This window comes from Paenibacillus uliginis N3/975, assembly GCF_900177425.1.
Lineage (GTDB): Bacteria > Bacillota > Bacilli > Paenibacillales > Paenibacillaceae > Paenibacillus_AQ > Paenibacillus_AQ uliginis.
The window spans coordinates 470,800-494,561 of record NZ_LT840184.1; the positions used below are offsets into that span (position 1 = coordinate 470,800).

General features: G+C 44.9%; 20 protein-coding genes. 18 read left to right on the forward strand and 2 right to left on the reverse strand.

Annotated elements, in window-relative coordinates; all coding sequences use genetic code 11:
- The first annotated feature begins 1 nt into the window (after position 1).
- The 18 genes from B9N86_RS02045 (at position 2) to ligA (ending at position 21,782) form a co-directional block, all read left to right on the forward strand.
- On the forward strand, positions 2-1,609 hold the full coding sequence (locus tag B9N86_RS02045; protein ID WP_208917550.1) for a glycosyltransferase family 61 protein: 1,608 nt from the start codon (positions 2-4) through the stop codon (positions 1,607-1,609).
- Position 1,610: 1 nt separating this feature from the next.
- Positions 1,611-3,545 (forward strand): class I SAM-dependent methyltransferase, encoded by a 1,935-nt coding sequence (locus B9N86_RS02050; RefSeq protein WP_208917551.1) that lies wholly within the window; start codon positions 1,611-1,613, stop codon positions 3,543-3,545.
- Between the two features lie 31 nt (positions 3,546-3,576).
- Positions 3,577-4,356, forward strand: a complete 780-nt coding sequence (locus B9N86_RS02055; RefSeq protein WP_208917552.1) for an ABC transporter permease — start codon at positions 3,577-3,579, stop codon at positions 4,354-4,356.
- Positions 4,357-4,371: 15 nt separating this feature from the next.
- Positions 4,372-5,679, forward strand: a complete 1,308-nt coding sequence (locus B9N86_RS02060) for an ABC transporter ATP-binding protein (RefSeq protein ID WP_208917553.1) — start codon at positions 4,372-4,374, stop codon at positions 5,677-5,679.
- A gap of 11 nt (positions 5,680-5,690) precedes the next feature.
- On the forward strand, positions 5,691-6,875 hold the full coding sequence (locus B9N86_RS02065) for a glycosyltransferase family 61 protein (protein WP_208917554.1): 1,185 nt from the start codon (positions 5,691-5,693) through the stop codon (positions 6,873-6,875).
- A 205-nt stretch (positions 6,876-7,080) separates the two neighbouring features.
- Positions 7,081-7,824, forward strand: a complete 744-nt coding sequence (locus B9N86_RS02070) for a sugar phosphate nucleotidyltransferase (RefSeq protein WP_208917555.1) — start codon at positions 7,081-7,083, stop codon at positions 7,822-7,824.
- 16 nt (positions 7,825-7,840) lie between these two features.
- Positions 7,841-8,407 (forward strand): dTDP-4-dehydrorhamnose 3,5-epimerase, encoded by a 567-nt coding sequence (gene rfbC / locus B9N86_RS02075; RefSeq protein WP_208917556.1) that lies wholly within the window; start codon positions 7,841-7,843, stop codon positions 8,405-8,407.
- Positions 8,404-9,426 carry a dTDP-glucose 4,6-dehydratase gene (rfbB, locus tag B9N86_RS02080; protein WP_208917557.1) on the forward strand — a complete coding sequence of 341 codons (1,023 nt, stop codon included), beginning with the start codon at positions 8,404-8,406 and terminating at the stop codon, positions 9,424-9,426. The genes rfbC and rfbB overlap by 4 nt, the downstream gene beginning before the upstream one ends.
- The gene (gene rfbD / locus B9N86_RS02085; RefSeq protein ID WP_208917558.1) at positions 9,423-10,307 is read left to right on the forward strand and encodes a dTDP-4-dehydrorhamnose reductase; all 885 of its coding nucleotides are present in this window, start codon (positions 9,423-9,425) and stop codon (positions 10,305-10,307) included. The genes rfbB and rfbD overlap by 4 nt, the downstream gene beginning before the upstream one ends.
- 129 nt (positions 10,308-10,436) lie before the next feature.
- Complete coding sequence (locus B9N86_RS02090) at positions 10,437-11,366, forward strand: glycosyltransferase family 2 protein (RefSeq protein WP_208917559.1); 930 nt, start codon at positions 10,437-10,439, stop codon at positions 11,364-11,366.
- A 103-nt stretch (positions 11,367-11,469) separates the two neighbouring features.
- Positions 11,470-12,381, forward strand: a complete 912-nt coding sequence (locus B9N86_RS02095; protein ID WP_208917560.1) for a glycosyltransferase family 2 protein — start codon at positions 11,470-11,472, stop codon at positions 12,379-12,381.
- Positions 12,378-13,778, forward strand: a complete 1,401-nt coding sequence (locus B9N86_RS02100; RefSeq protein ID WP_208917561.1) for an undecaprenyl-phosphate glucose phosphotransferase — start codon at positions 12,378-12,380, stop codon at positions 13,776-13,778. The genes B9N86_RS02095 and B9N86_RS02100 overlap by 4 nt, the downstream gene beginning before the upstream one ends.
- Positions 13,779-14,241: 463 nt before the next feature.
- On the forward strand, positions 14,242-15,633 hold the full coding sequence (gene ltrA, locus B9N86_RS02105; protein ID WP_208917562.1) for a group II intron reverse transcriptase/maturase: 1,392 nt from the start codon (positions 14,242-14,244) through the stop codon (positions 15,631-15,633).
- 249 nt (positions 15,634-15,882) lie between these two features.
- Positions 15,883-16,056: a PI-PLC domain-containing protein gene (locus B9N86_RS30095; RefSeq protein WP_244562925.1), complete on the forward strand. Its 174-nt coding sequence runs from the start codon at positions 15,883-15,885 to the stop codon at positions 16,054-16,056.
- Entirely contained in the window at positions 16,053-16,199 is a 147-nt protein-coding gene (locus tag B9N86_RS30100) for a hypothetical protein (RefSeq protein ID WP_244562926.1), read from the forward strand. Before B9N86_RS30095 ends, B9N86_RS30100 begins: the two co-directional genes overlap by 4 nt.
- A 275-nt stretch (positions 16,200-16,474) precedes the next feature.
- A complete protein-coding gene (pcrB, locus tag B9N86_RS02115; protein ID WP_208917563.1) occupies positions 16,475-17,164 on the forward strand; it encodes a heptaprenylglyceryl phosphate synthase in 690 nt (229 codons plus the stop codon).
- A gap of 225 nt (positions 17,165-17,389) precedes the next feature.
- On the forward strand, positions 17,390-19,717 hold the full coding sequence (gene pcrA, locus B9N86_RS02120; protein WP_208917564.1) for a DNA helicase PcrA: 2,328 nt from the start codon (positions 17,390-17,392) through the stop codon (positions 19,715-19,717).
- Positions 19,718-19,769: 52 nt separating this feature from the next.
- The gene (gene ligA, locus B9N86_RS02125) at positions 19,770-21,782 is read left to right on the forward strand and encodes an NAD-dependent DNA ligase LigA (RefSeq protein WP_208917565.1); all 2,013 of its coding nucleotides are present in this window, start codon (positions 19,770-19,772) and stop codon (positions 21,780-21,782) included.
- A gap of 163 nt (positions 21,783-21,945) precedes the next feature.
- Here ligA and B9N86_RS02130 read toward each other — a convergent pair whose 3' ends face one another.
- Complete coding sequence (locus tag B9N86_RS02130) at positions 21,946-23,202, reverse strand: MFS transporter (protein ID WP_208917566.1); 1,257 nt, start codon at positions 23,200-23,202, stop codon at positions 21,946-21,948.
- A 269-nt stretch (positions 23,203-23,471) separates the two neighbouring features.
- Positions 23,472-23,762, reverse strand: a 291-nt coding sequence (locus B9N86_RS29940; RefSeq protein ID WP_210190630.1) for a hypothetical protein, incomplete at its 5' end; no start/stop codon positions are given.

Below are 23,762 nucleotides of genomic sequence, written 5' to 3' on the forward strand. Positions count from 1 at the left end.
TATGGAACATAATCTACAGTTTTTGAACTATGAAACAGCAAACCAATATCAGGAAATGATGGATCATAACTTTTTATGGCCGGATTGGGAACCCACTGCAGAATTCATTGAAGACGGGATAATTGTTCCAGTAGAAGCCTTTTATGATGAAGATGGTCTATATAGATATCGTGGTGGCGTGTTGGACACTGAGGGGGATTTCGTGAAATCTTCTGGTTTATATAAAGGTTTGGATGGCAAAAATAAATTCCTATCCATGGTGGAATGCCCTAATGTAGATTTGGATGATTGCGTGTATATAGACGAAGAGGTAGTTTATTATGGATACTTCATCTACCATTGGGGTCACTTTTTATTTGAGTCGACCAATAGGTTATGGTATTACTTGCAAGAAAATTGCAAAGCTAGGGGAATTCGACTTGCTGGCGTCTATAATGGTAAAAAGCCGGATGGCAATTTTGAACTTTTTCATAATTTGCTCGGAATAGAACAAAATGATTTGATCTTGCTGGATCGTCCAACTAGATTTAAACGTGTAATTGTACCTAAAGCTTCCTGTGTATTAGGTGGAACGCCAAACTTTTATTACTCTGAAGAATTTCTTGCGCCATTTAATAAAATAATGGACTCGGTTCCTGCGAGACCGGGCAGAAAAGTTTATTTGACTCGTACTAATCTGCAGGAAGGTAATACCATTGGCGAGGAAGAAATTGAGAATAATTTTCGTAGAAATGGATTTGACATTATTGCTCCAGAAAATGAATCTCTAACAACGATGGTTTCTATACTAAAGGAAGCTGAAGTTGTTGCTGGATTGAGTGGATCTAATACTCATAACTTACTTTTTTCTAGATCTAAATCTAAGACAATTATTCTTAACCGAATGCAGCATACAAACTATACACAAGAAATGGTGCATCAAGCTAGAAATATTCAGGCAGTATATATTGATGTTTATTCTACTTTTTTGCCGGTTACTCATGGTAATGGGCCATTCTTAGTATCTGTTAATGATCACTTATTTAACTTCCAAGTTAGTGTAGGGATGGTTCCCTACCATTATTCAGCGTATCTTTCAAATGATAGTATCACTAGGTTTCTGCAGAAATGGAGTACGGTGTACCATAACGAACCATCCGCGAATTTGTATTTCAATAATATACAAGAAGAATTTATTAATAAAACCTACTCATTTTTTGTGAAGAATGAGCGGGGGTTAAAACAAAAAGAAATAAGCAAAAAAATCAGTCTATTTCTATGGATTCATAAACTTGGACTGAAAAAAATATATGAAATTATTAACACTGATAAAAACAGTCTCTCTGATCTTAATGTTATTAGATATTCTTATTTTTTCGATGAGCAATGGTACCGAAAAAAATATATGGCAAGTACAAAAGATATCGAACCTGCTGCTCACTATCTCTATCATGGCTATAAAGATGGTAATGATCCATCTCCAAGGTTCTCCACAGAAGGTTATTTTCGTTTATATATTGATATTCTAGAAGGAGGGATTAACCCTCTGTGGCATTACGAAAAACATGGAAAATTTGAAGGTCGTCAGATTGTTCAATGTTCAAAAAGAAACTTGAAAAAGGATGGATAAAGTGGCAACGTTGAATTTAGATTATTCAACTGGTATAGACCAGTATGTAGATGATGAGGAAGATTTACTGTTAGCTCATTACCGAGGGGAGGCGCTAATTGAACAACCACGGAATAGTCTGTTTTATTTGACGACGAAAGAACGAGAAAACATATTAGGTTGGTATTCATTTCAGGACAAAGAAGTACTTGAAATTGGCTCTGGCTGTGGTTGCATAACAGGTACGCTTTGTGATTCTAGTAAAAGAGTCGTTTCGGTTGAGCAGTCACAAAAGCGCGCCCGAATTACTTTTGAAAGGCACAAAGAAAGAGAGAACTTGGAGGTATACGCTGGTAACATCACGGACATCCCTTTTGAGCAAAAATTTGATTATGTTGTCTTAATCGGTGTATTAGAATACGCACAGCGTTTTTTTTTAGAATACCCTGCGGACTCCTTTTTCTTGAAAAAGATTCGAAGTTTGTTAAAACCCGATGGCATTTTGCTTGTTGCAATTGAGAACCGTTACGGAATAAAGTACTTTGCAGGAGCAAATGAAGATCATCTGGGGGAACCATATGTATCTTTAGGCGGATATTCAAATAGAGATGTTAAAACATATGGTAAGAAGGAACTGGAAGAGTTGCTTGGAAATTGCGGATTTCCCGCTACGAAGTTTTACTACCCTTTTCCAGACTATAAATTACCATCTGTAATTTATTCGGACGAACAGCTACCTTCTTACACTGAAGCTGCGATGCTACCTATTTATACTTATGGGAATGCTGTTAATTTTTCAATTCAGGAAACAATGGCTGGAATTGTGAAAAACGGCCAATTTGATTTCTTTTCGAACAGTTTTTTAGTAGAAGCCGGAACGAATTTAAGTCAGTTTTCAGATATTACATTTGCTAAATTCCAACCGAAGAGGACAGAAGATTATCAGATTCTATCGGTTAAAAAGAATACAAATGATTTTGTTAAGAGCCCGATGGGCTCAAGAGCGAAAGAGCATTTAGAAAATTATCAGAAAATTCATGAAAAATTAGGAAAATCCGGCATTAAAGTGTGCAAGGTTCAAAAGTCTTCATCAGAAAAAGAGTGGCAAGCTGAATATATTGAGGGAAAGTCAATCTCCGAATTAGTCGACCTTGCGGGAGAGAAAAGTGGGGAAAAAGGTATCAAACTGGAAATTCAGAATCTTGTGGATTTCTTTTACAGCATCAGTGATTATGTGGTTTTGGATAATCCGGTTCTTGATGAATTAAAAGAGCTGTATGTAGAACCCACCTATGTTTTAAAGTACGGCTTAATGGATCTAAATGCAAGTAATATTCTTTATCAAAGTAATATTGGATATGTACTAATTGATCAAGAATGGGAAGAATCCAGACAAATCCCCACAGAGTATGCAATTTTAAACTCTTTAGGGTACTTATACTCAACCTGTCCTACTTTGAAAAGCTTTTACTCCTTAACAAGTCTTTTTGAAGAATTCGGTTTATCGCGTGAAAAGGTGTCTGTTTTGGAGAAAATCTCAGATTACTATTTTATAAAATCAAATCCGGTATTGGATGAGGAGAAATGTGAGATATTTGAACAACTCAGCCAATATGAGATTATTCAAGACTCTGGGGCTAGTTGGGCAGAAAAATACGCTTCGCTCTCTTCACATACCAAACTTATAGAGGATGAATTACATCATCAAAACGAACAGGTTGGATTTTTAAGTGAGCATTATAATCGCGTTGTGGAGCATATCAGGCAAATGGATGATCAACTTCAGGGGAGGAATGAAGAGGTCACCAATTTGAGTATTCACTACAATCGAGTAGTAGATCGTATTAGGGAACTGGAGAAGCAGCTTGATGAACGAAATCAACAATTGACAGATTTAAGTACAAATTACAACAGGGTCGTTAAGTTGCTAAACGACTCAGAAAAAAACGGGGATTAAGAGCGTTGCTTTAATTTAATGGAGGAATTTTATGTTTAAAAGATTGAAGGAAATTATTCAATATAGGGGGACCATTAATGGCCTTATCAAAAGAGATTTGAGAGGGCGATATAAAGGATCTGTCTTAGGTTTTCTTTGGAATTTGGTTGTTCCGTTGTGTCAGATATTGGTTTACATTTTGGTGTTCTCCCAAGTAATTCGGTATGATGTTCCAAACTACTATCTATTCTTGGTTGTGGCGATGATGCCGTGGGTGACTTTCACAGAATGTATGCAACAGGGGACAAGCAGTATTGTTAGTCAATCGAGCCTAGTTAGTAAAATCTATTTTCCCAATGAGATTCTTCCAATTTCAACAGTTATAGCAAGGTTTATTAATCTATTGTTAACATTTATTATTATTTTTGCATTATTATTTATTGGTGGATTAGGAGTCAATCCGGAGGCATTACTATATCTCCCCTTTGTTATTCTAATCGAATTTATTATGGCATTGGGAATAACGATTATTTTGTCGGCGATTACAGTATATTTTCGTGATGTGCAGTTTATTATTCAGATGTTACTAATGGCTGGGGTATGGGTAACGCCGGTATTGTTTGAACCGGATATGGTAAAAGGTTTCTTGGCCTCTATTATGGAAATAAACCCCCTCTCCCCTGTTATTACGGCGTTCCGTGATATTCTCTACTACAAAGAGGTCCCAGATATGCCAAGTTTGTGGATGACGGCTGGCTTTGCTGTAGTCCAATTGATTATAGCTATGTTTGTTTTCTGGAAGCTTGAATCTGGTTTTGCAGAAGAGATATGATTTAGGAGGCTAACAATGTCTGAAAATGTTGTAATTGAGGTTAAAAACGTAAAAAAGACTTTTAAGATATTTGCTGATAAGAGCCAAACGTTAAAAGGGCTCCTTTCCAATATTAAGCGGGCTAAGTTTGAGAGAAGAGAGGTTATTAAAGGTATTAGCTTTAAAGTAAGGAAAGGTGAAATTATCGGGCTTATCGGAAAGAATGGTTGTGGTAAAAGCACGACATTGAAAATGCTCTCCAAGCTCCTGAAGCCTAGTGAAGGGGAAATAACGATAAACGGGAGAGTTTCTAGTCTAATCGAGTTAGGTGCAGGTTTTCACCCGGATATGACTGGTCGTGAAAATATATATATTAATGCTTCTATTTTCGGCTTTTCAAAAAAAGAAATTGACGCCAAAGTAGATGAAATAATAATGTTTTCCGAGTTAGAGGAATATATCGATGCCCCTGTAAGAACGTACTCATCAGGTATGTATATGCGTCTTGCTTTTTCCGTTGCTACAAATATTGATCCAGAAATTCTCCTAATAGACGAAATTTTAGGCGTGGGTGACGCTTCGTTTCAAACTAAGTGTTTTAACCGGATTAAGGCCATGAAGGAAGCTGGGGTTACGATTGTGATTGTGTCTCATACCACTAACCAAATAGAAAATCTGTGCAATCGGGCTATCTGGATTGATAATGGACTTATCAGGGAAGATGGTCCGCCGCGCATTGTTTGCCCTCACTATTTGGAGGATATGGAGAATGCAAGGATGTTACGAGCTGAAATGGAATATAGAATGCTTATCGAAAATTGCCCCGATATTGAACAAATGAAGAAAGAAAATCGAAATCTAACGTGTCGTGATATTGCCATACAGTACGATCCTGATGCTCGAAGAAGTGGCAATGGTGATGTAGAAATTTCTTTTGTTGAGGTAGTTGACACTGAGAGTGTAGCCAAACAGGTGTTCGATAAGGGTGAGCCCTTTACTATTAATATGTCTTACCGAAGTGTTAACAGAGGTACATCGATCAGTGTGACTGTTGGTTTAGTCAGGGATGATGGTGTTCCTTGCTACGAGGTATCCACAGAGAGTGACACGAAGATGAAGTTTCAAGCCAGAAAAGAAGGACAGATTCAATTTCGTTTCCTAAATAACAACTTGGTGGATGGGAAATATTTTCTGAATATTTATATCTACGGAAGTAATGGGGTAGAGTATGACATTATCAGAAGAATAATTGCTATATCTGTTAAGGGAAAAGAGAAGAATGAATCAGGTGTTGTTAGTATGTCTCACGTTTGGGATGTCGACGGAATGATCATAGAGAAGTAATGGGGATAACTATGGGAAAATATGTAGATTTACATGTAGCTGAGGAGCACGTTAAAGCATACAGGGAGAATGAGACCCGAGACTACTTGAGAAAGACACCCCTAACTGTTAAAGAGGTGAAAGACGGTATTATTTTACCGACTAAGGGAGATTCATCAACTACTTGGGGACTTGGAGGAGTGCTTGATGAAAACGGTCAGTTCGTAAAAGAATCACAAACCAGGGATGGACATCTCTTTGGCGGCTTTTACGAGTATGAAAAACAATCTGTGCAACAATGCGATGAGACGGTTGTGTTTATGGGACCATTTGTAAGCCATTGGGGGCACTTTATCTGCGACCAGATTTCAAGGTTATGGTACATCCTCCCAAATATAAAAAAGTACCGAATTGCGTATTGCGGTTGGAACTGGGGATACGAGGAGACTAGTCTACACGGAAATTTTCTAGAATTTATGCATTTGCTTGGTCTTAGTAACGAGCAGTTGATTGATGTAAAGACGCCGATGCAGTTCCGCTCAGTTATCATCCCTGAATTTTCGTATATTGAAAGGAATTACTACACGGAAGAATTCAAAAATATCTATCGTACTGTTGTCTCGAATATTAAAGTGTCAGGCCTTGAGTCATATTCACATATTTACTTTACTAGGGGGGAATTTCCTGATGCGTTAAACAAAGAACGTGGGGAAAAAGACATCCAAGCTTTGTTTGCTGCGAATGGATACAAAGTTATTTCTCCTGAGAAACTGACACTAAGTGAACAGATTTATTATATGAGAAGTTGTGACTGTATGGCGGCTGTATCAGGTAGTATTACACATAATCTGTTGTTTGCCAAAGAAGGACAGAAGGTGATCGTGCTTAATAAAATGGAGGTGATGAATGGCTACCAGATGGTGATTGATAACATTATGGATGTGAATATTTCATGTGTTGATGTTTACGTTAAGATATTCCCTGTCTGTTTTGGGCTTGGGCCATTCTTGATAGGCTTTAGCCATAATCTGAAGGAGTTTGCAAAGGACAAAGGGATGAAGGTTCCCCCGAATTTGTTATTTAATTTTATATCAGTGATCAAAAGATATATTTGGTATTTCGCAAAATTTACTCGGATATATGCTAATAAGCATAACAGAAGTATGTTACTTTCTCAGCAGAGATCGGTTAGGGAACTAAAAAAACAATCTAAATAGAGTGGAGTGTACGGTTGTCGAAGATAATTTTAAATATAGTATACCAACTTACGAACCTATTAAGGGGCATTTGAAGATTAAGCACATTGATTGAACTGTGGTTTAGTCAAGATATTCTTATATACTATCTAATGTTCTTCTTTATTAATAATTCGAATCTCCAGTGTTATTGAAATGCAAAAATTGAAAAGGAGGAATTACTTAAATGAAAGGTATTATTCTAGCGGGAGGCACGGGCTCCCGTCTTTATCCGCTCACGAAAGTTACGAATAAGCACTTACTGCCGGTTGGCAAGTACCCGATGATTTTTCACTCGGTGGCAAAGCTAAAAGAATCGGACATCATCGATATCCTGATCGTCACCGGTAAGGACCACATGGGCGATGTAGTTAATCTTCTTGGAAGCGGGCGAGAAATGGGAGTTTCATTCACCTATAAAGTTCAAGATGAAGCTGGAGGGATCGCTCAAGCTCTCGGTCTTGCCGAACACTTTGTTGGTGAAGATCAAATGGTTGTAATTTTAGGTGATAACGTATTTGCTGATGATATTTCTCCTTACGTTGCGAACTTTAAAGGCCAACGGACTGGCGCGAAAATACTTATTCAAGAAGTAAGTGATCCTAACAGGTTCGGTGTACCAGAAATCGAAGGTGAACGGATTGTATCAATTGAGGAAAAGCCTCAAAATCCAAAGTCTAATTATGCTGTAACCGGGATATATATGTTCGATCACAAGGTGTTTGAAATTGTTAAAACATTAAAACCATCAGCTCGGGGGGAATTGGAAATCACAGACGTTAATAATGCATATATTGATAGAGGGGAGCTTACCTTTGACGTACTAGAGGGTTGGTGGACGGACGCTGGTACGCATGCTTCGCTGGCCCGGGCGAATGAATTGGCTCAGGAAATCATTTTTGGTGAAGAATTCGGAAAGCTCAAGTTATAAGGGAGGTTTCGGAATTATGAAATTAACTCCTTTAAAAGTAGAAGGGGCCTTATTACTAGAATCTGTGGTACACGGGGATCACCGGGGTTTTTTTATGGAAAGTTACAATGAGAACCTTATGAAGCAAATAGGGGCAAACTACGTTTATGTACAGGATAATCACTCCCTATCCGCTGAGCCTGGCATTTTAAGAGGGTTGCATTATCAATTAGCCCCCAAAGCTCAGACCAAACTGGTTAGAGTGTTAACTGGAGCGATTTACGATGTTATTTTGGATATTCGAAAAGGCTCACCTACTTTTGGTCAATGGGTTGGAGTCATCCTTAGTGAATACAACAAACGTCAGTTATTGGTCCCCAAGGGTTTTGCTCATGGTTTTTGCACACTCGTGCCGAACACCCAAGTTTTCTATAAAGTGGATGAATATTATTCCCCCGAACATGACCGCGGTATATTATGGAATGATCCGGAATTAGGCATTGACTGGCCGGTGAGCGAACCGCAGTTGTCGGACAAGGATCGGCAGCATCCGTTATTTGCGGATGCGGAAATGAATTTTGACTGGGAGGAACCACGTTCATGAAACTTCTCATCACCGGTGGAGCCGGTTTTATTGGAAGTAACTTTGTATTATATATGCTCGAGCAACACCCAAATTACCAGATCATTAACGTCGATGCTTTAACGTATGCGGGCAATCTGGAGAACTTGAAGGCGATTGAAAGCCATCCCAATCATACGTTTGTAAAAGCAGATATTACCGATGCGAAGATGATGAACGAGTTGATCTGCCAGGGCGTCGATGTCGTAGTTAACTTTGCGGCGGAATCCCATGTAGACCGGAGTATTTTGGAGCCGGATGTATTTGTGAAGACGAATGTCATGGGTACGCAAGTTCTTCTGGATGCAGCCAAAAAATATGGCGTAACGAAGTTTGTCCAAGTCTCTACGGATGAAGTATACGGATCGCTTGGAGAGACGGGGCTTTTCACCGAGAGGTCGCCACTTGCCCCTAACAGTCCTTATTCAGCTAGCAAGGCAGGCGGCGATTTGCTCGTAAGGGCTTATCATGAAACCTTTGGCTTGCCGGTAAACATTACTCGTTGCTCCAACAACTATGGACCGTACCAATTCCCTGAGAAGTTGATTCCCCTTATGATCTCTCGAGCGCTAAACAATGAGTCCTTACCGGTCTATGGCGATGGCCTGAATATCCGTGATTGGCTTTATGTCGAGGACCATTGCAGCGCGATCGATTTGGTCATACATCATGGTCAGCTTGGCGAAGTTTATAACATCGGCGGAAACAACGAACGTACCAATGTTCATATCGTCAAAACCATTTTGAACGAGCTCGGTAAGCCGGAGTCATTAATTACTTACGTAGAAGATCGCCTAGGCCATGACCGTCGTTATGGTATTGATCCTGCGAAGATCACTAGTGAACTCGGGTGGAAGCCTCAGCACAATTTCGAAACGGGAATTAAGGAAACCATTCGGTGGTATTTGAGCAACAAAGAGTGGTGGACGAGAATTCAATCCGGCGCTTATCGTGATTATATGACCCAGCAGTATGGCAGTCGTTTGGGTGGGAACGGATGAAGGTATTAATCACTGGAGCACAGGGGCAGCTAGGGCAGGATATTGCACGAATATTTAACCTAGCTGGTCATGAAGTTTTTAGTTACGGTAGAGAAGAACTAAACATAACGGACTTAGATCAATGCCTCCAAGTAATTTCAATTCGCCGACCTGACTTGATCATTCATTGTGCAGCTTATACGGCGGTAGATGCTGCAGAGACCGATGTGGAAGCTGCTTATGTCGTGAATGCAATAGGTACTAGAAACATGGCACTTGTCGCCGAAAAATTCGATGCCAAAATCGTATATATTAGCACAGATTACGTTTATAGCGGTACGAGCGAAAGGCCATATATAGAGTATGATTCCCCCGACCCGCAAAGCGTTTATGGAAAGTCCAAGCTTGCTGGGGAGCAGATGGTTCAGAGTTTTTGTTCTCGTTGGTTTATTGTGCGAACTTCATGGTTGTTCGGCTTGCATGGTAACAACTTTGTGAAAACGATGCTTCGTCTAGGTCAAGAAGAACCGCTGTTAAAGGTGGTTAACGACCAAAAGGGTTCCCCCACCTACACGGTAGATCTTGCGCAGTTCTTGTTAAATTTGATTTCCACTGAAAAATACGGTGTATATCATGCTTCCAACAGCGGTTCTTGTACTTGGTATGAGTTCACTGGCGCCATTTTTGAAGAGGCTCGTGAACAATTAGGACTTACCATAACCGCTGAACTGCAGCCATGCGCTACGGCGGAATTTCCCAGGCCAGCGCCACGTCCGGCCAATTCGGTCATGGATCATTTAGCTATCCGTTTAAACCAGTTGGAGGGATTACCGCATTGGCGTGATGGGCTCAATCAGTTTATGCTGGATATGAAGCAGCACCCTGAACTATACTTAAAGTAAATACAGCGACTTGAAAGGCCTGATCTGTATGATCAGGCCTTTTTAGCTAGCTTCTTTCTTCATCGTACCTTAAAGCTGTATGAGTCTGCGAGATCATTGATATCATGTGTTTTTCTGGAGGTCTTCCGTATGAAAAAAGTGCAAGTATTGCTATCCGCCTATAACGGCGAACAGTATATATCCGAGCAAATCCAGAGTATTCTCAATCAGACGCATTCTGCTGTCTCAATCCTGATAAGAGACGATGGATCGACTGATAAATCGATGGAGCTTCTCGACCAGTGGGTGACAACATACCCCGATAAGATCAAGCTCATAAAAGGAACGAATGTCGGCGTTGTGTCCAGCTTCTTTGAACTGCTGCGTGCTGCAGACGCTGAAGCTGATTACTACTGTTTTTGCGACCAGGATGACGTGTGGCTTGATCATAAGGTAGAGCATGCTGTAACGCGCTTGAATACCTCCATACATACAGAAGTGCCGGCGATGGTATTTACATCGACCTACCTAACGGATGACGAGTTAAATCGGAAAGGTACATGGCCTAAGCCTCCTGCTCAGGAGCCTTCTTTCTTCAATGCGTTATATGAGAATATTGCCATTGGCGCGACGATAACGATGAATCAATCAGCAAGAAACCTTTTTATGTATAGTCAATCGGTGGACAGTCAAAAGGTTCTGATGCATGATTGGTGGTTCTACATGCTCGTTTCCGCATTTGGAACCGTAATCTACGATAACACGCCTTCCATGTTATACCGTCAGCACAGTAACAATGTGGTAGGAGGCAGCAACTCCCTCGCGGGTAAGTTAAAGAGCAAATGGGCCAGTTTTAAAAGACATACAGGTAAAGACTTGTTGCATAAACAAGCGGGCGAGTTCAATCGAATCTATGGTTCACGATTGAATGGCGATCAAAAAGATCAGTTGGATTTATTTCTTGCATCTCACACAAGATTCATAGACAGGTTACATTATGCGCGTAAGAGCAAATTGTACAGACAATCGAAGGCGGAGAGTTTGTTGTTCAAGTTCTTTCTCTTGATTGGCTTTATATAAGGTTGAAGAGTCTATAGTAACTTATTCCTTGATATTCCTTATTTCCCTGCGAACTATGCTATAATGTCGATAGATTACTATATTTGTCAGGAGACGTTATGCAATGGATTTAAGCATTTTAATCGTGAACTACAATACCTGTCAGCTGACGGTGGATTGTTTGCGATCCGTGTTTGCATCGGAGACGGAATATACATATGAAGTGATTCTGATAGATAACAACTCGAAGGACGAGTCGGTTCAGACCATTCGGGAGCTATTCCCGCAGGTCAAGTTGATCGAGAACACAGAGAATACCGGCTTTGCCAAAGCCAACAATCAGGGGATGGAAGTTTCGCAAGGTCGCTACACCTTGCTGTTAAATTCCGACAGCATTATCCAGCAGAATACGATTGAGACGATGGTCGCTTTCATGGACTATAACCCGATCATTGGCGCCTCCGGCTGTAAAATCGTTCTTCCGGACGGATCACTGGATAAGGCCTGCAAAAGAGGGTTTCCAACGCCTTCGGCTTCTTTTTACTATGCCTTCGGACTCAGTAAGCTGTTCCCAAATAAGCCGGAGTTTAACCAATATCAACTGGGGTACTTGGATCCAGATATTGAGTATCCGGTGGATTGTTTGGTCGGTGCGTTTATGCTGGTACGTCGCGAGACGATTGAGCAAGTTGGCGGGCTGGATGAAACATTTTTTATGTACGGAGAAGACATCGACTGGTGCTATCGCATCAAGCAAGCGGGATGGGGGATTCACTATTACCCTCGCACTACGATTATCCATTATAAAGGCGGCAGCGCCCGGCGCAGGCCATTCAAGATCATTTATGAATTCCATCGCGCGATGATTCTTTTTCATCGGAAGCATTACCGGCAGAAATACAACATATTCGTTAATGGAGCCGTCTATGCGGGCGTTGGTCTGAAATTGCTCTTATCCCTGCTTACGAACCGGCTTAAGCCCATTCGTCCAGCAACGATAACGCAAACTTCAGGTGGAGTGGAGGTGAAATCATGATCCGCCAGAACCAAGGCTTTCTAACCAAGTTGTATATGCTAACAGACTTTGCCTTTATCCAGTTAGCGTTTCTGCTCGCATGGTGGATCAAGTTCGAGAGCAGCTGGTTTCCGTACGAAAAACCGCTGCCTATCGAGTCCTATGGGATGTGGAGCTTGATATACGGCGCGGTTGCCGTGATTGTCGGCATCATGATTTCCGTATACTCGCCTAAGCGGAAAAAGCGCTTCGCAGACGAGTTCATGAAGATATTCCAGATGCATTTCATTGGAATGTTCATCCTCTTAAGTATCATGTTCTTTGTTAAAGAGGTGAATATCTCCCGTTGGTATCTCGCCATCTATATGATATTGAACGTCGTATTCATCATTTTATACCGTTATTTCCTCAAGAAATCACTTAAGCATTTTCGGGAAAAAGGCTACAATCGCCAATTCGTGCTCATCGTGGGTGCAGGGTCTCTGGGAAAGCGTTTCTTTAAAAATCTGAAGCAATACCCGGAGCTTGGTTATGAAGTCATCGGTTTCCTGGATGATTACCAGCAGTGGGACGACATCGAAGCGAGACGGCTTAAACCCATCCTGGGCTCGGTCGGCGATCTGCATAAGGTGTTAAACGAAAAGCTCGTAGACGAGGTCGTGCTGGCGCTTCCGCTAAATGCGCACCACAAGTACCCGGAGATCATCGCTGCATGTGAAAAAGCCGGTGTTCGGACGCTAATCATCCCCGACTTTTTCGATTACCTCCCGGCACGGCCGGTGTTTGATAACTTTGCGGGTATGCCGATGATCAACGTGCGCGATATTCCGCTGGATCTTGCAGCAAACCGGCTGTTTAAGCGCGTGTTTGATATCGTATTCTCGTTAGTGGCGATTATCCTCACCCTGCCGGTGATGGTCGGAATATTTTTGGGTATCCGATTGACTTCCCGGGGGCCCGTCATTTTCAAGCAGGAGCGGGTCGGGCTGAACCGCAGGAACTTTTATATGTATAAATTCCGTTCGATGAAGCCACTGCCGGAAGGGGTACCGGATACGGGTTGGACCGTGGAGAATGATCCGCGCCGCACCAAGTTCGGTTCGTTTCTCCGGAAGACCAGTCTGGATGAGCTGCCGCAGTTCTTCAATGTCCTGTTCGGACATATGAGCGTGGTTGGGCCAAGACCGGAGCGACCTTATTATGTTGAACAGTTCAAAGAAGAGATTCCGAAGTACATGGTGAAGCACCACGTACGACCAGGCATCACGGGGTGGGCGCAGAGCAACGGCCTGCGCGGGGACACTTCGATTGAGGAGCGGATCAAACACGATATTTTTTACATCGAGAATTGGTCCATTCTGTTTGATATCAAAATCATCCTGCGCACGATTCGCAACGGATTCAAGAACGCATACTGATTGTCATCAATGTAGACGTCATCTGGCAGCAGCCAGGTGGCGTTTTTTTATTGTACGCCCAGCATGGGCGTCATCTTTAGGGTGAAAGTCCCGAACGGGGGCTGGCGAGCGCCTACCGTTAGCCAAGGGCAAGGGTGTCTATCGTGAGGTAGAATCTGAAGGAAGCCGGAGGCAAATGCACGGGCCAAGGTATACGAACTGGGTTTGAGGCAGGGTTAGTCGGATGAGTTGCCAATCCACAACGAAATCCAAAGCCGCCAAGGGCCAACACTGTAAACCCCAGTGGTCGCGGGCAGACAGATGACGTTCTTATCTGGGGAGGCCTGTCAGATAAGCGAGGAAAAAAACTCGTAACCGTAGCCGGAAGGTTACGCTGAACTGACAGGAGTCAGCAGAGGTCATAGTACGGGAGTAAGGGACGCCAGAAACCGGAAGGACCGAACCGAAAGGAGAGAGGAAACCGATGCGTTCGCATGAAGAGCAACGACAGCAGAATATCTCGCAAGAGAGCTTGCGGCAAAGAGAAGCGGTGAAGCCGTCAGGGTATGCCGGAGCGCCGAGTTCTTCGTCGGCACAAATCGCCCCTTCCTCTCGCGAAGACCAGAGCGAGTTGTTGGAGCGAATGCTCGAAGGAAACAACCTTCGGCTTGCTTACAAGCGAGTGGTTCAGAATGGAGGAGCACCCGGTGTGGACCGTGTAACGGTAGCGGAGCTACAAGCTTACCTGAAAACACATTGGGAAACGGTGAAAGCCGAACTCCTTGCAGGGGCATATAAACCCGCGCCCGTCAAACGGGTGGAAATTCCCAAACCCGGAGGCAGTGTGCGGCTATTAGGCATCCCGACCGTGATGGACCGTTTTCTCCAACAGGCGCTTTTGCAGGTGATGAATCCGATCTTTGATGCCCATTTCTCATGGTACAGCTACGGCTTCAGACCAGGAAAGCGAGCACACGACGCGGTGAAACAAGCCCAAAGCTACATCCAAAGCGGACGGCGATGGACAGTAGACATGGACCTGGAGAAATTCTTTGACCGAGTCAACCATGATATGATCATGGCGAGGATTGCACGAAAGGTAAAGGACAAGCGAGTCCTGAAACTGATTCGCAGCTTTCTGAACGCCGGAGTGATGACAGAAGGAGAGTTGGAGCGTACGGAAGAAGGGACACCACAAGGTAGCCCCCTGAGTCCGCTACTGGCAAACATTCTGCTGGATGATCTAGACAAAGAACTGACGAAACGGGGACTTCGATTCGTCCGCTATGCGGACGACTGCCAGATCTTCGTGGCGAGTAAGCGCGCGGGTGAACGTGTGTTAGAATCGGTGATTCGCTTTGTGGAAGGAAAGTTGAAGCTGAAAGTGAATCGGGATAAAAGCGCAGTGGACCGACCTTGGAATCGCAAGTTCCTTGGTTTTAGCTTTCTGTCTAACAAACAGGCAACGATTCGTTTAGCCCCAAAGACGCTCTCTCGTATGAAAGAGAGAATTAGGGAGCTCACGAACCGGATGTGGTCTGTGTCGATGGAGGAGAGAATTTCACGTTTAAACCAATACCTTATGGGGTGGATTGGTTATTTCCGCATCGCCTCAGCAAAGAAACACTGCGAAGCACTGGACAAATGGATTCGGAGAAGATTGCGTATGTGCCTGTGGAAGCAGTGGAAACGCGTGAGGACACGCATTCGAGAACTGAGGGCGCTGGGACTGCCTAATTGGGCGGTTTTCATGATGGCCAACTCCCGCCGAGGAGCCTGGGAAATGTCTCGGAACACAAATAATGCCCTCTCGATTTCCTATTGGGAAACGAAAGGGCTGAAAAGTTTACTTTCTCGTTATTTGGAACTTTGTTAACCTTTTGGAACCGCCTAGTGCGGACCCGCATGCTAGGTGGTGTGAGAGGACAGGGGCTAGTCGCCCCTTCCTACTCGATTGGCCGACCCCTTTAACAGGGTATTTACCTAGCAACAGCAATAAACGATGCAAAAGGGGGGATACCATGAAACAGATCGCAGCTGTCCTTCTATTATTTTCCGCCATTAGAGAGACCCGGAACTTCTGGATCGGGTAGTCGTCCAAATTTATAATGAGCCGATACTCAATATGCTCCGGGACATTTATCCGTTTGAGTCGATCATCTATACGTTGTATGCCACGCAGGATTTACCCGCCGAGATCACGACCTTTGTTAAAGCCAACGGCATTGAAGCCGTTACCATGCCGGAGTACAAGGTCAGCCCGAATTTTGTGGCCAAGCTAAGGGAGCGGGTGCCGTGACATATGTCCACACCATCAATGACACCAACACCGTGAACAATTATGAAAAATGGGGCGTGTACGGCGTATACTCGGACTTGCTGAAAGAGCCGGAGTTAGAGCGGAACAGCCTGAGATATACCATTAAAAAGCGACAGGCATAGAGAGTGCCGTTGCACGGATTGCCTAATGTTCTATTGCCTGTCTGCTGAATAGGCTATATTCATAATTTATGATCCCCAACCTGGAAGTCCGTCAACTCCAAAAGAGATTGCGGGCTTTTTCATTCTCATTTCAGCAGTACAGTACCACGTCCTTTTTCTCATCCAACTCCATTACCAATAAAAATGTTCGCATTTTATGCGAACACAAATTGACTTGCTCACGTTGCTATCATAGACTTAATTTAGTAGTAGACCGTTAACGTGGAGGAATGACGTTGAAAGATATGATAAAGCCTTGGAGGCATGTATTTAAGCTCGATCCCGAGAAAGAGATCCATGATGATGTGCTGGATGAGATATGCATGTCGGGAACCGATGCGATTATGGTGGGTGGCTCTACAGGAGTGACCTATGAAAATACTGTAGATTTAATGTCACGCGTACGCCGTTACGAGCTTCCGTGTGTACAGGAGGTATCCGATCTGGAGGCAGTTGTGCCTGGTTTTGACCTGTATATGGTTCCGATGGTGCTTAACACGCCTGACCCGACATGGATCCTGGAACGTCACCGCCAGGGAATCGAACGTTATGGATATATGATTCCATGGGATCTGGTGGTCACCGAGGGCTACATTGTACTGAACCCGGATGCTACGGTAGCCAAGCTTACCAGAGCAGAGGCACAGATCAGCGAAGAATCAGCGGTGGCTTATGCCCAAATCGCGGACAAGCTGATGAACCTGCCGGTTGTCTATTTGGAGTATAGCGGTACTTTTGGCGATATGGATACAGTGCGTACAGTTCGCAGATCATTGGATAACGCTCAACTGTTCTATGGCGGCGGGATTACGACAGCTGAACAAGCAGCTGAAGCGGCTTCCGTATCAGATACCGTAGTGGTCGGCAACGTAATCTATGATCACTTGGCTCAGGCACTAGAAACGGTTAAAGCCGTGAAAGGCTAACTACATTAATCAACATGTGGCGTTACATGACGACGGTCAATAACATGAAGGCACATTTGCTTGAGCTTTTCACGTGCGTTAACTATAGCCTTCTCGCTTCTATGAATACCGTCAACCATCATAACCAGACCTTTTTCTTACATCGATAGACAGACTCTTCTACTATATAATAGTATTCATTTGAGATTCTCACTTACTCTATACAAATAGGAGGCAACTGAACCTATGCAGCCCATTAACATACACGAGGCCGTCCAGCGCCTCAACCCCGAGCAGCGGAAGGCCGTCGAAGCGACTGACGGACCGCTGCTCATTATGGCCGGAGCCGGATCAGGCAAGACACGAGTGCTTACGCACCGGATCGCTTATCTCATCGCTACACGAAAAGCCCCGCCATGGAGCATTTTGGCTATAACCTTTACGAACAAAGCCGCCCGCGAGATGCAAGAACGGGTATCCAAGCTTGTTGGCAATGAGGGCCGAGACATTTGGGTATCCACATTCCACTCCATGTGTGTGCGTATCCTCCGTAAAGATATTGAACGGATCGGATTCACCTCAAACTTCAGCATTTTGGACTCCACCGACCAGCTATCGGTTATCCGCAACTGTATGAAGCATCTTAACATCGATACCAAAAAGTTTGAGCCAAAAGCGATTCAAGCGACGATGAGCGCGGCCAAGAATGAACTCATCTCTCCGCAGCAGTACGAGCAGAAAGCGGGAGATTATTTTGAAAGCCTCGTTGCCAAGGTTTACACCGAATATCAAAAACGTCTGAAGAGTAACAACTCGCTCGATTTCGACGATCTCATTATGACAACGATCCAGCTGTTTAAGGAAATGCCGGAAGTTCTCGACTTCTATCAGCGTAAATTCCAGTATATTCACGTTGATGAGTACCAGGACACGAACCGGGCGCAGTACATGCTATGCCGCATGTTGGCTGACAGCCACCACCGTATTTGTGTAGTGGGTGACAGTGACCAATCCATTTACCGCTGGCGCGGAGCTGATATCAGCAACATTTTGAACTTTGAACAAGATTATCCGGAAGCGCGGACGATTTTGCTGGAGCAGAATTACCGTTCCACTTCGAATATATTGAATGCGGCGAACAAGGTCATAGCCCTGAATACAGGACGTAAGCCGAAGAACCTGTGGACCGAGCAGGGAGAAGGGCCGAAGATCAAGGTGTTCCGCGGGGATTCGGAGCATGATGAGGGCTATTTTGTCACCTCCGAAATTAACAAAAACGTGAAAACAGGCAAGCCCTATCAAGACCATGCTATTCTGTACCGTACGAACGCCCAGTCCCGGGTCATTGAGGAAGTTCTGATTAAGTCGGACATCCCGTACCAAATCGTCGGCGGCGTTAAGTTCTACGACCGTAAAGAGATCAAGGACTTGCTCGCATACCTGCGGCTAATCTCCAACCCGGATGATGACATCAGCCTGACGCGGATCATCAATGTACCGAAAAGAAGCATCGGTGATACGACCGTCGGCAAGCTGGCGGCTGCGGCCGGTGAACGTGGAATGTCAATCTTCCGGGTGCTCCAAGTGGTGGACGATCTCGGTTTTGCAGGCCGTACCCGCAACGCGTTGGTCGAATTCTACGATATGATCGCAGCACTGAACAGAATGGTTGAGTTCCTGTCGGTAACCGAGCTGACGGAAAAAGTATTGGAAATGTCCGAATACCGGACGGAGCTACAGACAGAGAATACGATTGAATCTAGATCCCGTCTCGAAAACATTGAGGAGTTCTTGTCCGTTACACAGGAATTTGAGAAAAATAACGAGGACAAAACTCTCGTTTCGTTCCTCACCGATCTTGCGCTCATCGCCGACATCGATTCCATGAACGATGAGGAGGAGGATCGCAGCGATGCCGTCGTGCTTATGACGATGCACAGCGCCAAAGGTCTGGAGTTTCCAGTTGTGTTCATCATCGGGATGGAGGAGGGCGTGTTCCCGCACAGCCGTGCCTTTTCGGATAACGAAGAGCTGGAAGAGGAACGTCGTTTGGCTTACGTTGGTATTACCCGTGCGGAGAAGCAGCTGTTTCTCTCTTGTGCACGGATGCGGACCTTGTTCGGTCGAACGACCGCCAACCCGCCTTCCCGTTTTCTGGAGGAAATTCCGGATGAGCTGAAGGAAGACACTCAAATGGCTCAAGATCGCTACCGTCGCGGCGGCAATGTTGGTGGCTCATATGCTGGACGTGGCTTCGGCAGCGGAGGAGGCAGCAACTTCGGAGGAGGCCGCTCCAAGGATTTATCGCTTGGGGGTTCAACGGCTTCCGCAGCAGCAGCCCAGAAGAGCCGTGTGACGGTTACAACGGGAGCGCCTGCACGCCCGGCGACATCTGCTGGCAGCTCGGATGGCTTTAAGGCCGGCGATAAGGTAGCCCATGGCAAGTGGGGGACTGGAACAATCGTCGCAGTCAAAGGAACTGGCAATGATATGGAGCTACAGATCGCATTCCCGGCACCCGTGGGTGTTAAGCGTCTGCTGGCCGGTTTTGCACCGATTACGAAAGTGGAATAGAGATAACATACTTGCTGACTTAAGCATAAATACGAAGGAGGATTGCCCCTGTATGGATTTCAAGGAAAAGATGGAGAAGCTCATCACGGAGCTGAACAATTACAACTACCATTACTACACGCTGGATCAGCCGCTTGTGAGCGACAAGGAATACGATACCCTTTACGATCAGTTGGTAGCGCTGGAGAAGGAAACCGGAACCGCGCTTTCGGATTCGCCGACACAGCGGGTGGGCGGAGATATTTTAAAGGGTTTTACGCCACACCGCCATTTGGCTCCGCTATGGAGTCTCGACAAGGCTCAAAACATCGAGCAGCTCCGTACCTGGCATGATCGTGTGGTCAGGCTGGTTAATGACTACAATACAAAAAATCCAGACAATCCTCTGCCGGTCCCTGTGTATGCACTGGAACTGAAGTTTGACGGACTGACGCTTAATCTGACTTATAGGGACGGTAAACTGGTTCAGGCATCCACCCGGGGCAACGGTGCGGTTGGTGAGGGCATACTGGCTCAGGTCAAGACGATTAAATCCTTGCCGCTGACGATTCCTTATACGGAAGGTACGATCGAAGTGCAGGGTGAAGGCATTATGAACCTGAGCGTTTTGGAAGATTACAATAAGAAGGCGGCTGAACCGCTTAAGAACGCTCGTAACGCTGCAGCAGGCGCACTGCGGAACCTGAATCCGAAGGTAACGGCAGAGCGGAGACTCAATGCGTATTTTTACAATGTAGGTTATTCGGATGACATCACGTTCAACGATCACAAAGAAATGATGGATTTCCTACGCGACAACCGGTTCAAGGTAAATCCGTACATTTTCTATTTCGAGAACTTTGACGACGTCATGGAGCAGCTGGCTGACATTGAAGCACGCCGTTCAGAGCTGGATTACCTAATAGACGGAGCGGTTCTGAAAGTAACGGACATCCGTACCCGGGAAGCGCTTGGCTATACGGATAAATTTCCTCGCTGGGCTGTTGCTTATAAATTTGAGGCTGAGGAAACGACAACCATTCTGGAATCTGTCACCTGGAACGTAGGACGGACTGGAAAAATCACTCCGCTAGCCCGTGTGGAGGCAGTGGAGCTGGCAGGTGTGACGGTGCAGAACTGCACGCTGAACAATGTCGGTGATATTGAACGCAAAAACCTCAAATTCGCACTCGGAACGCGAGTGTTCATTCGCCGCTCCAATGACGTTATTCCCGAAATTCTCGGCAAGGTAACGGAGGAGAATGACGGTGAGGAAATCCTCTATCCGGAGCAGTGCCCGGCATGCGGTTTCCCGCTGGAACAACGGGGTGCGCATTTATTCTGCAACAACAAGCTGGGCTGCAAGCCGCAGATTATCGCTCGGATCACCCATTTTGCTTCTCGTGACGCCATGGACATTGAAACCTTCAGCGACAAAACAGCGAATCAACTGTACGAGGAGCTGAATGTGCGCGAGCCGGCTGATCTGTACACTCTCTCGTTTGACAGCCTGGTGAAGCTTGAGCGGTTTGGGGAGAAGAAAGCGCAGAACCTGCTGGATGCCATTGAGAAGAGCAAGGAGCGGGATCTCGCATCTTTCCTCTATGCACTTGGTATTCCGAACACCGGTAAATCCACGACCAAAATGCTGGCGGATCACTATCGCGATCTCCATCTGGTGATGGCGGCTACAGCAGAAGAACTGGTAGACCTACCGGATGTCGGCGGTATTGTGGCAGAAAGTATCGCCGGATATTTTGCCGATCCGTTTGCACAAGCAAGTATTGAGAAGATGTTATCCCTGGGTATTCAGGCTAAAGCGCCGGAAGCGCCGCGCCCTGTGAGCACAGATTCCTTTTTCAGCGGTAAAACAGTTGTCCTAACCGGCACGCTCCACCTACTTACCCGTGAGGAAGCGACAGAACGGCTGGAGAGCCTTGGTGCAAAGGTTACCGGTAGCGTGTCGAAGAAGACTGATCTTTTGATCGCCGGGGAAAAAGCAGGCAGCAAGCTGACCAAAGCCCAGCAGCTCGGCATTCAGGTCATTGAGGATGAAAATGAGTTCGTACGTTTGTTAAATGAATAGATAATTGAAAAAGACACCTTCAAGCGCTTATTTGCGCAAGTGAAGGTGTCTCTTTTTTGATATGAGCCTTTTACTAGCTCAGCTCACTTAACTAGCATAATCTGTTACTGGTAAGCTGTTAACCTCTGATTGCAATTCCCTTTCCCTCAGGGAATTAGCCAAGTTACTCAGTAGACCAACGGTCAAGCTGAGCATCTCCCGGAAGGAGCAGGGCAAGCAGACCGAGCAGTGGCAGGAATCCTACAGCGATCATCACGTTTCCGATCCCCCATACATCCCCGAGACTCCCGAGTGCAAGCGAACCTACACCGCCCATACCAAACGCAAAGCCAGTAATTAGGCCGGAGACGGTACCGATGTTTCCTGGATGCAGCATTTGGGCGTACACAACAGTGACGGAAAAGCTTGAAAGCAGGATGAATCCGCCAATCACGAGCAGCACGGCAGCCCAAAAAGGCGAGGCGAACGGTAGAACAATCGCGATGGGTGCTGTCCCGATCATGGATAACATGATCAGATTTCGGCGGCCAAAGCGGTCGGCTAGCGGACCACCGAGGAATGTTCCTACGGCCCCTGAAGCCAGAAATAAGAAAATATAAATTTGTGCGTTATCTATTGATATTTTATATGCATCCATCAAATAGAAAGCATAGTAGCTGCTGATTGCAGCCCCGTACCACGAACGGACAAATACGAGGGTGACCAGTATGAAGGTCGCGTTCCGGATGCTTTTGCGCCGGGCTGGATCCATGAGACGGGCACCAGCTCTTTTTTTGAACGTATATCCCGAGTCCAGCATGCTCTTGTACCAACGGGCCACATATGTCTGGACAACAATGCCTGCAGTAGCCACAACCGTGAATCCGAGTGCGCCGATTTGACCGAAAGGAACGAACACATATCGGGTGATCAGGGGAGCCAAAGATTGCCCGGCATTACCTCCCACCTGAAAAATTGATTGGGACAGCCCCTTGCGCATACCCGCAGCCATGTGGGCAACACGCATCCCTTCTGGATGGAATGTTGCAGAGCCGAGACCAATCAAGACTACCGAGAAGAGCACGAGTAAGTATGAGTCTGAATAAGCCAGAATAAATACTCCGGCAAAAGTGAAGCACATGCCAATGGGCAGGAGAATCGGTGTTGGTCGCCTGTCTGCAGCATAGCCAATAACCGGCTGTATGATGGATGAAGTGAAGTTGATGGCGAACGAGATCCACCCGACCTGAGTGAATGTCAGCAGCAGGTTGTCTTTTAATATAGGAAAAATAGCTGGAATCACCGATTGGATCGAATCATTGAACAGATGCACAAAGCTGATTGCAAGTAGTATCTTGTATACCGTAGCCTGCTGTGTGTTGTTTTGGACGGGCTTGGACGGAGAGGCGGTATTGTTCAGAATCAGCGGTTTATCTGACATCAGGTCATCTCCTTTCTATATAATAGTTGATGAAGCAATGAACTTACCTTAAAACCTTTCGAACTGGAAATCAATTCATTTTTATGGTTAAGATGAGGATGAATTTGTCTTGGGAAATTTATTTTTCAAAAATGCTTGATAAATAACTTTCAGCGTGGTATATTATTTCTTGTCGCTTTTGACGGAAGTTAATCATCAAGATTTACACCACGTCGAAAGTTGTCGAAAAAAGTGTTGACAGCAATCGAAACACTTGATATAATGTAAACCTACGCTGCTGAGACGCTGATATGAAATATCAACGACAAAGAGCGGACAAGTTCCTTGAAAACTGAACAAATGAAACACGTCAATGAAACAAAAGTAACGTTAAATACGTTAGCTTCTAAATGAGCGAATCGCTCTTTAAATTGATTTGGAAGGTTGGATATTTTCTTGAAGTCATTCAGGAAGTGTCCGCTCGAAAAATCCTTTAATGGAGAGTTTGATCCTGGCTCAGGACGAACGCTGGCGGCGTGCCTAATACATGCAAGTCGAGCGGACTTGATGAGGAGCTTGCT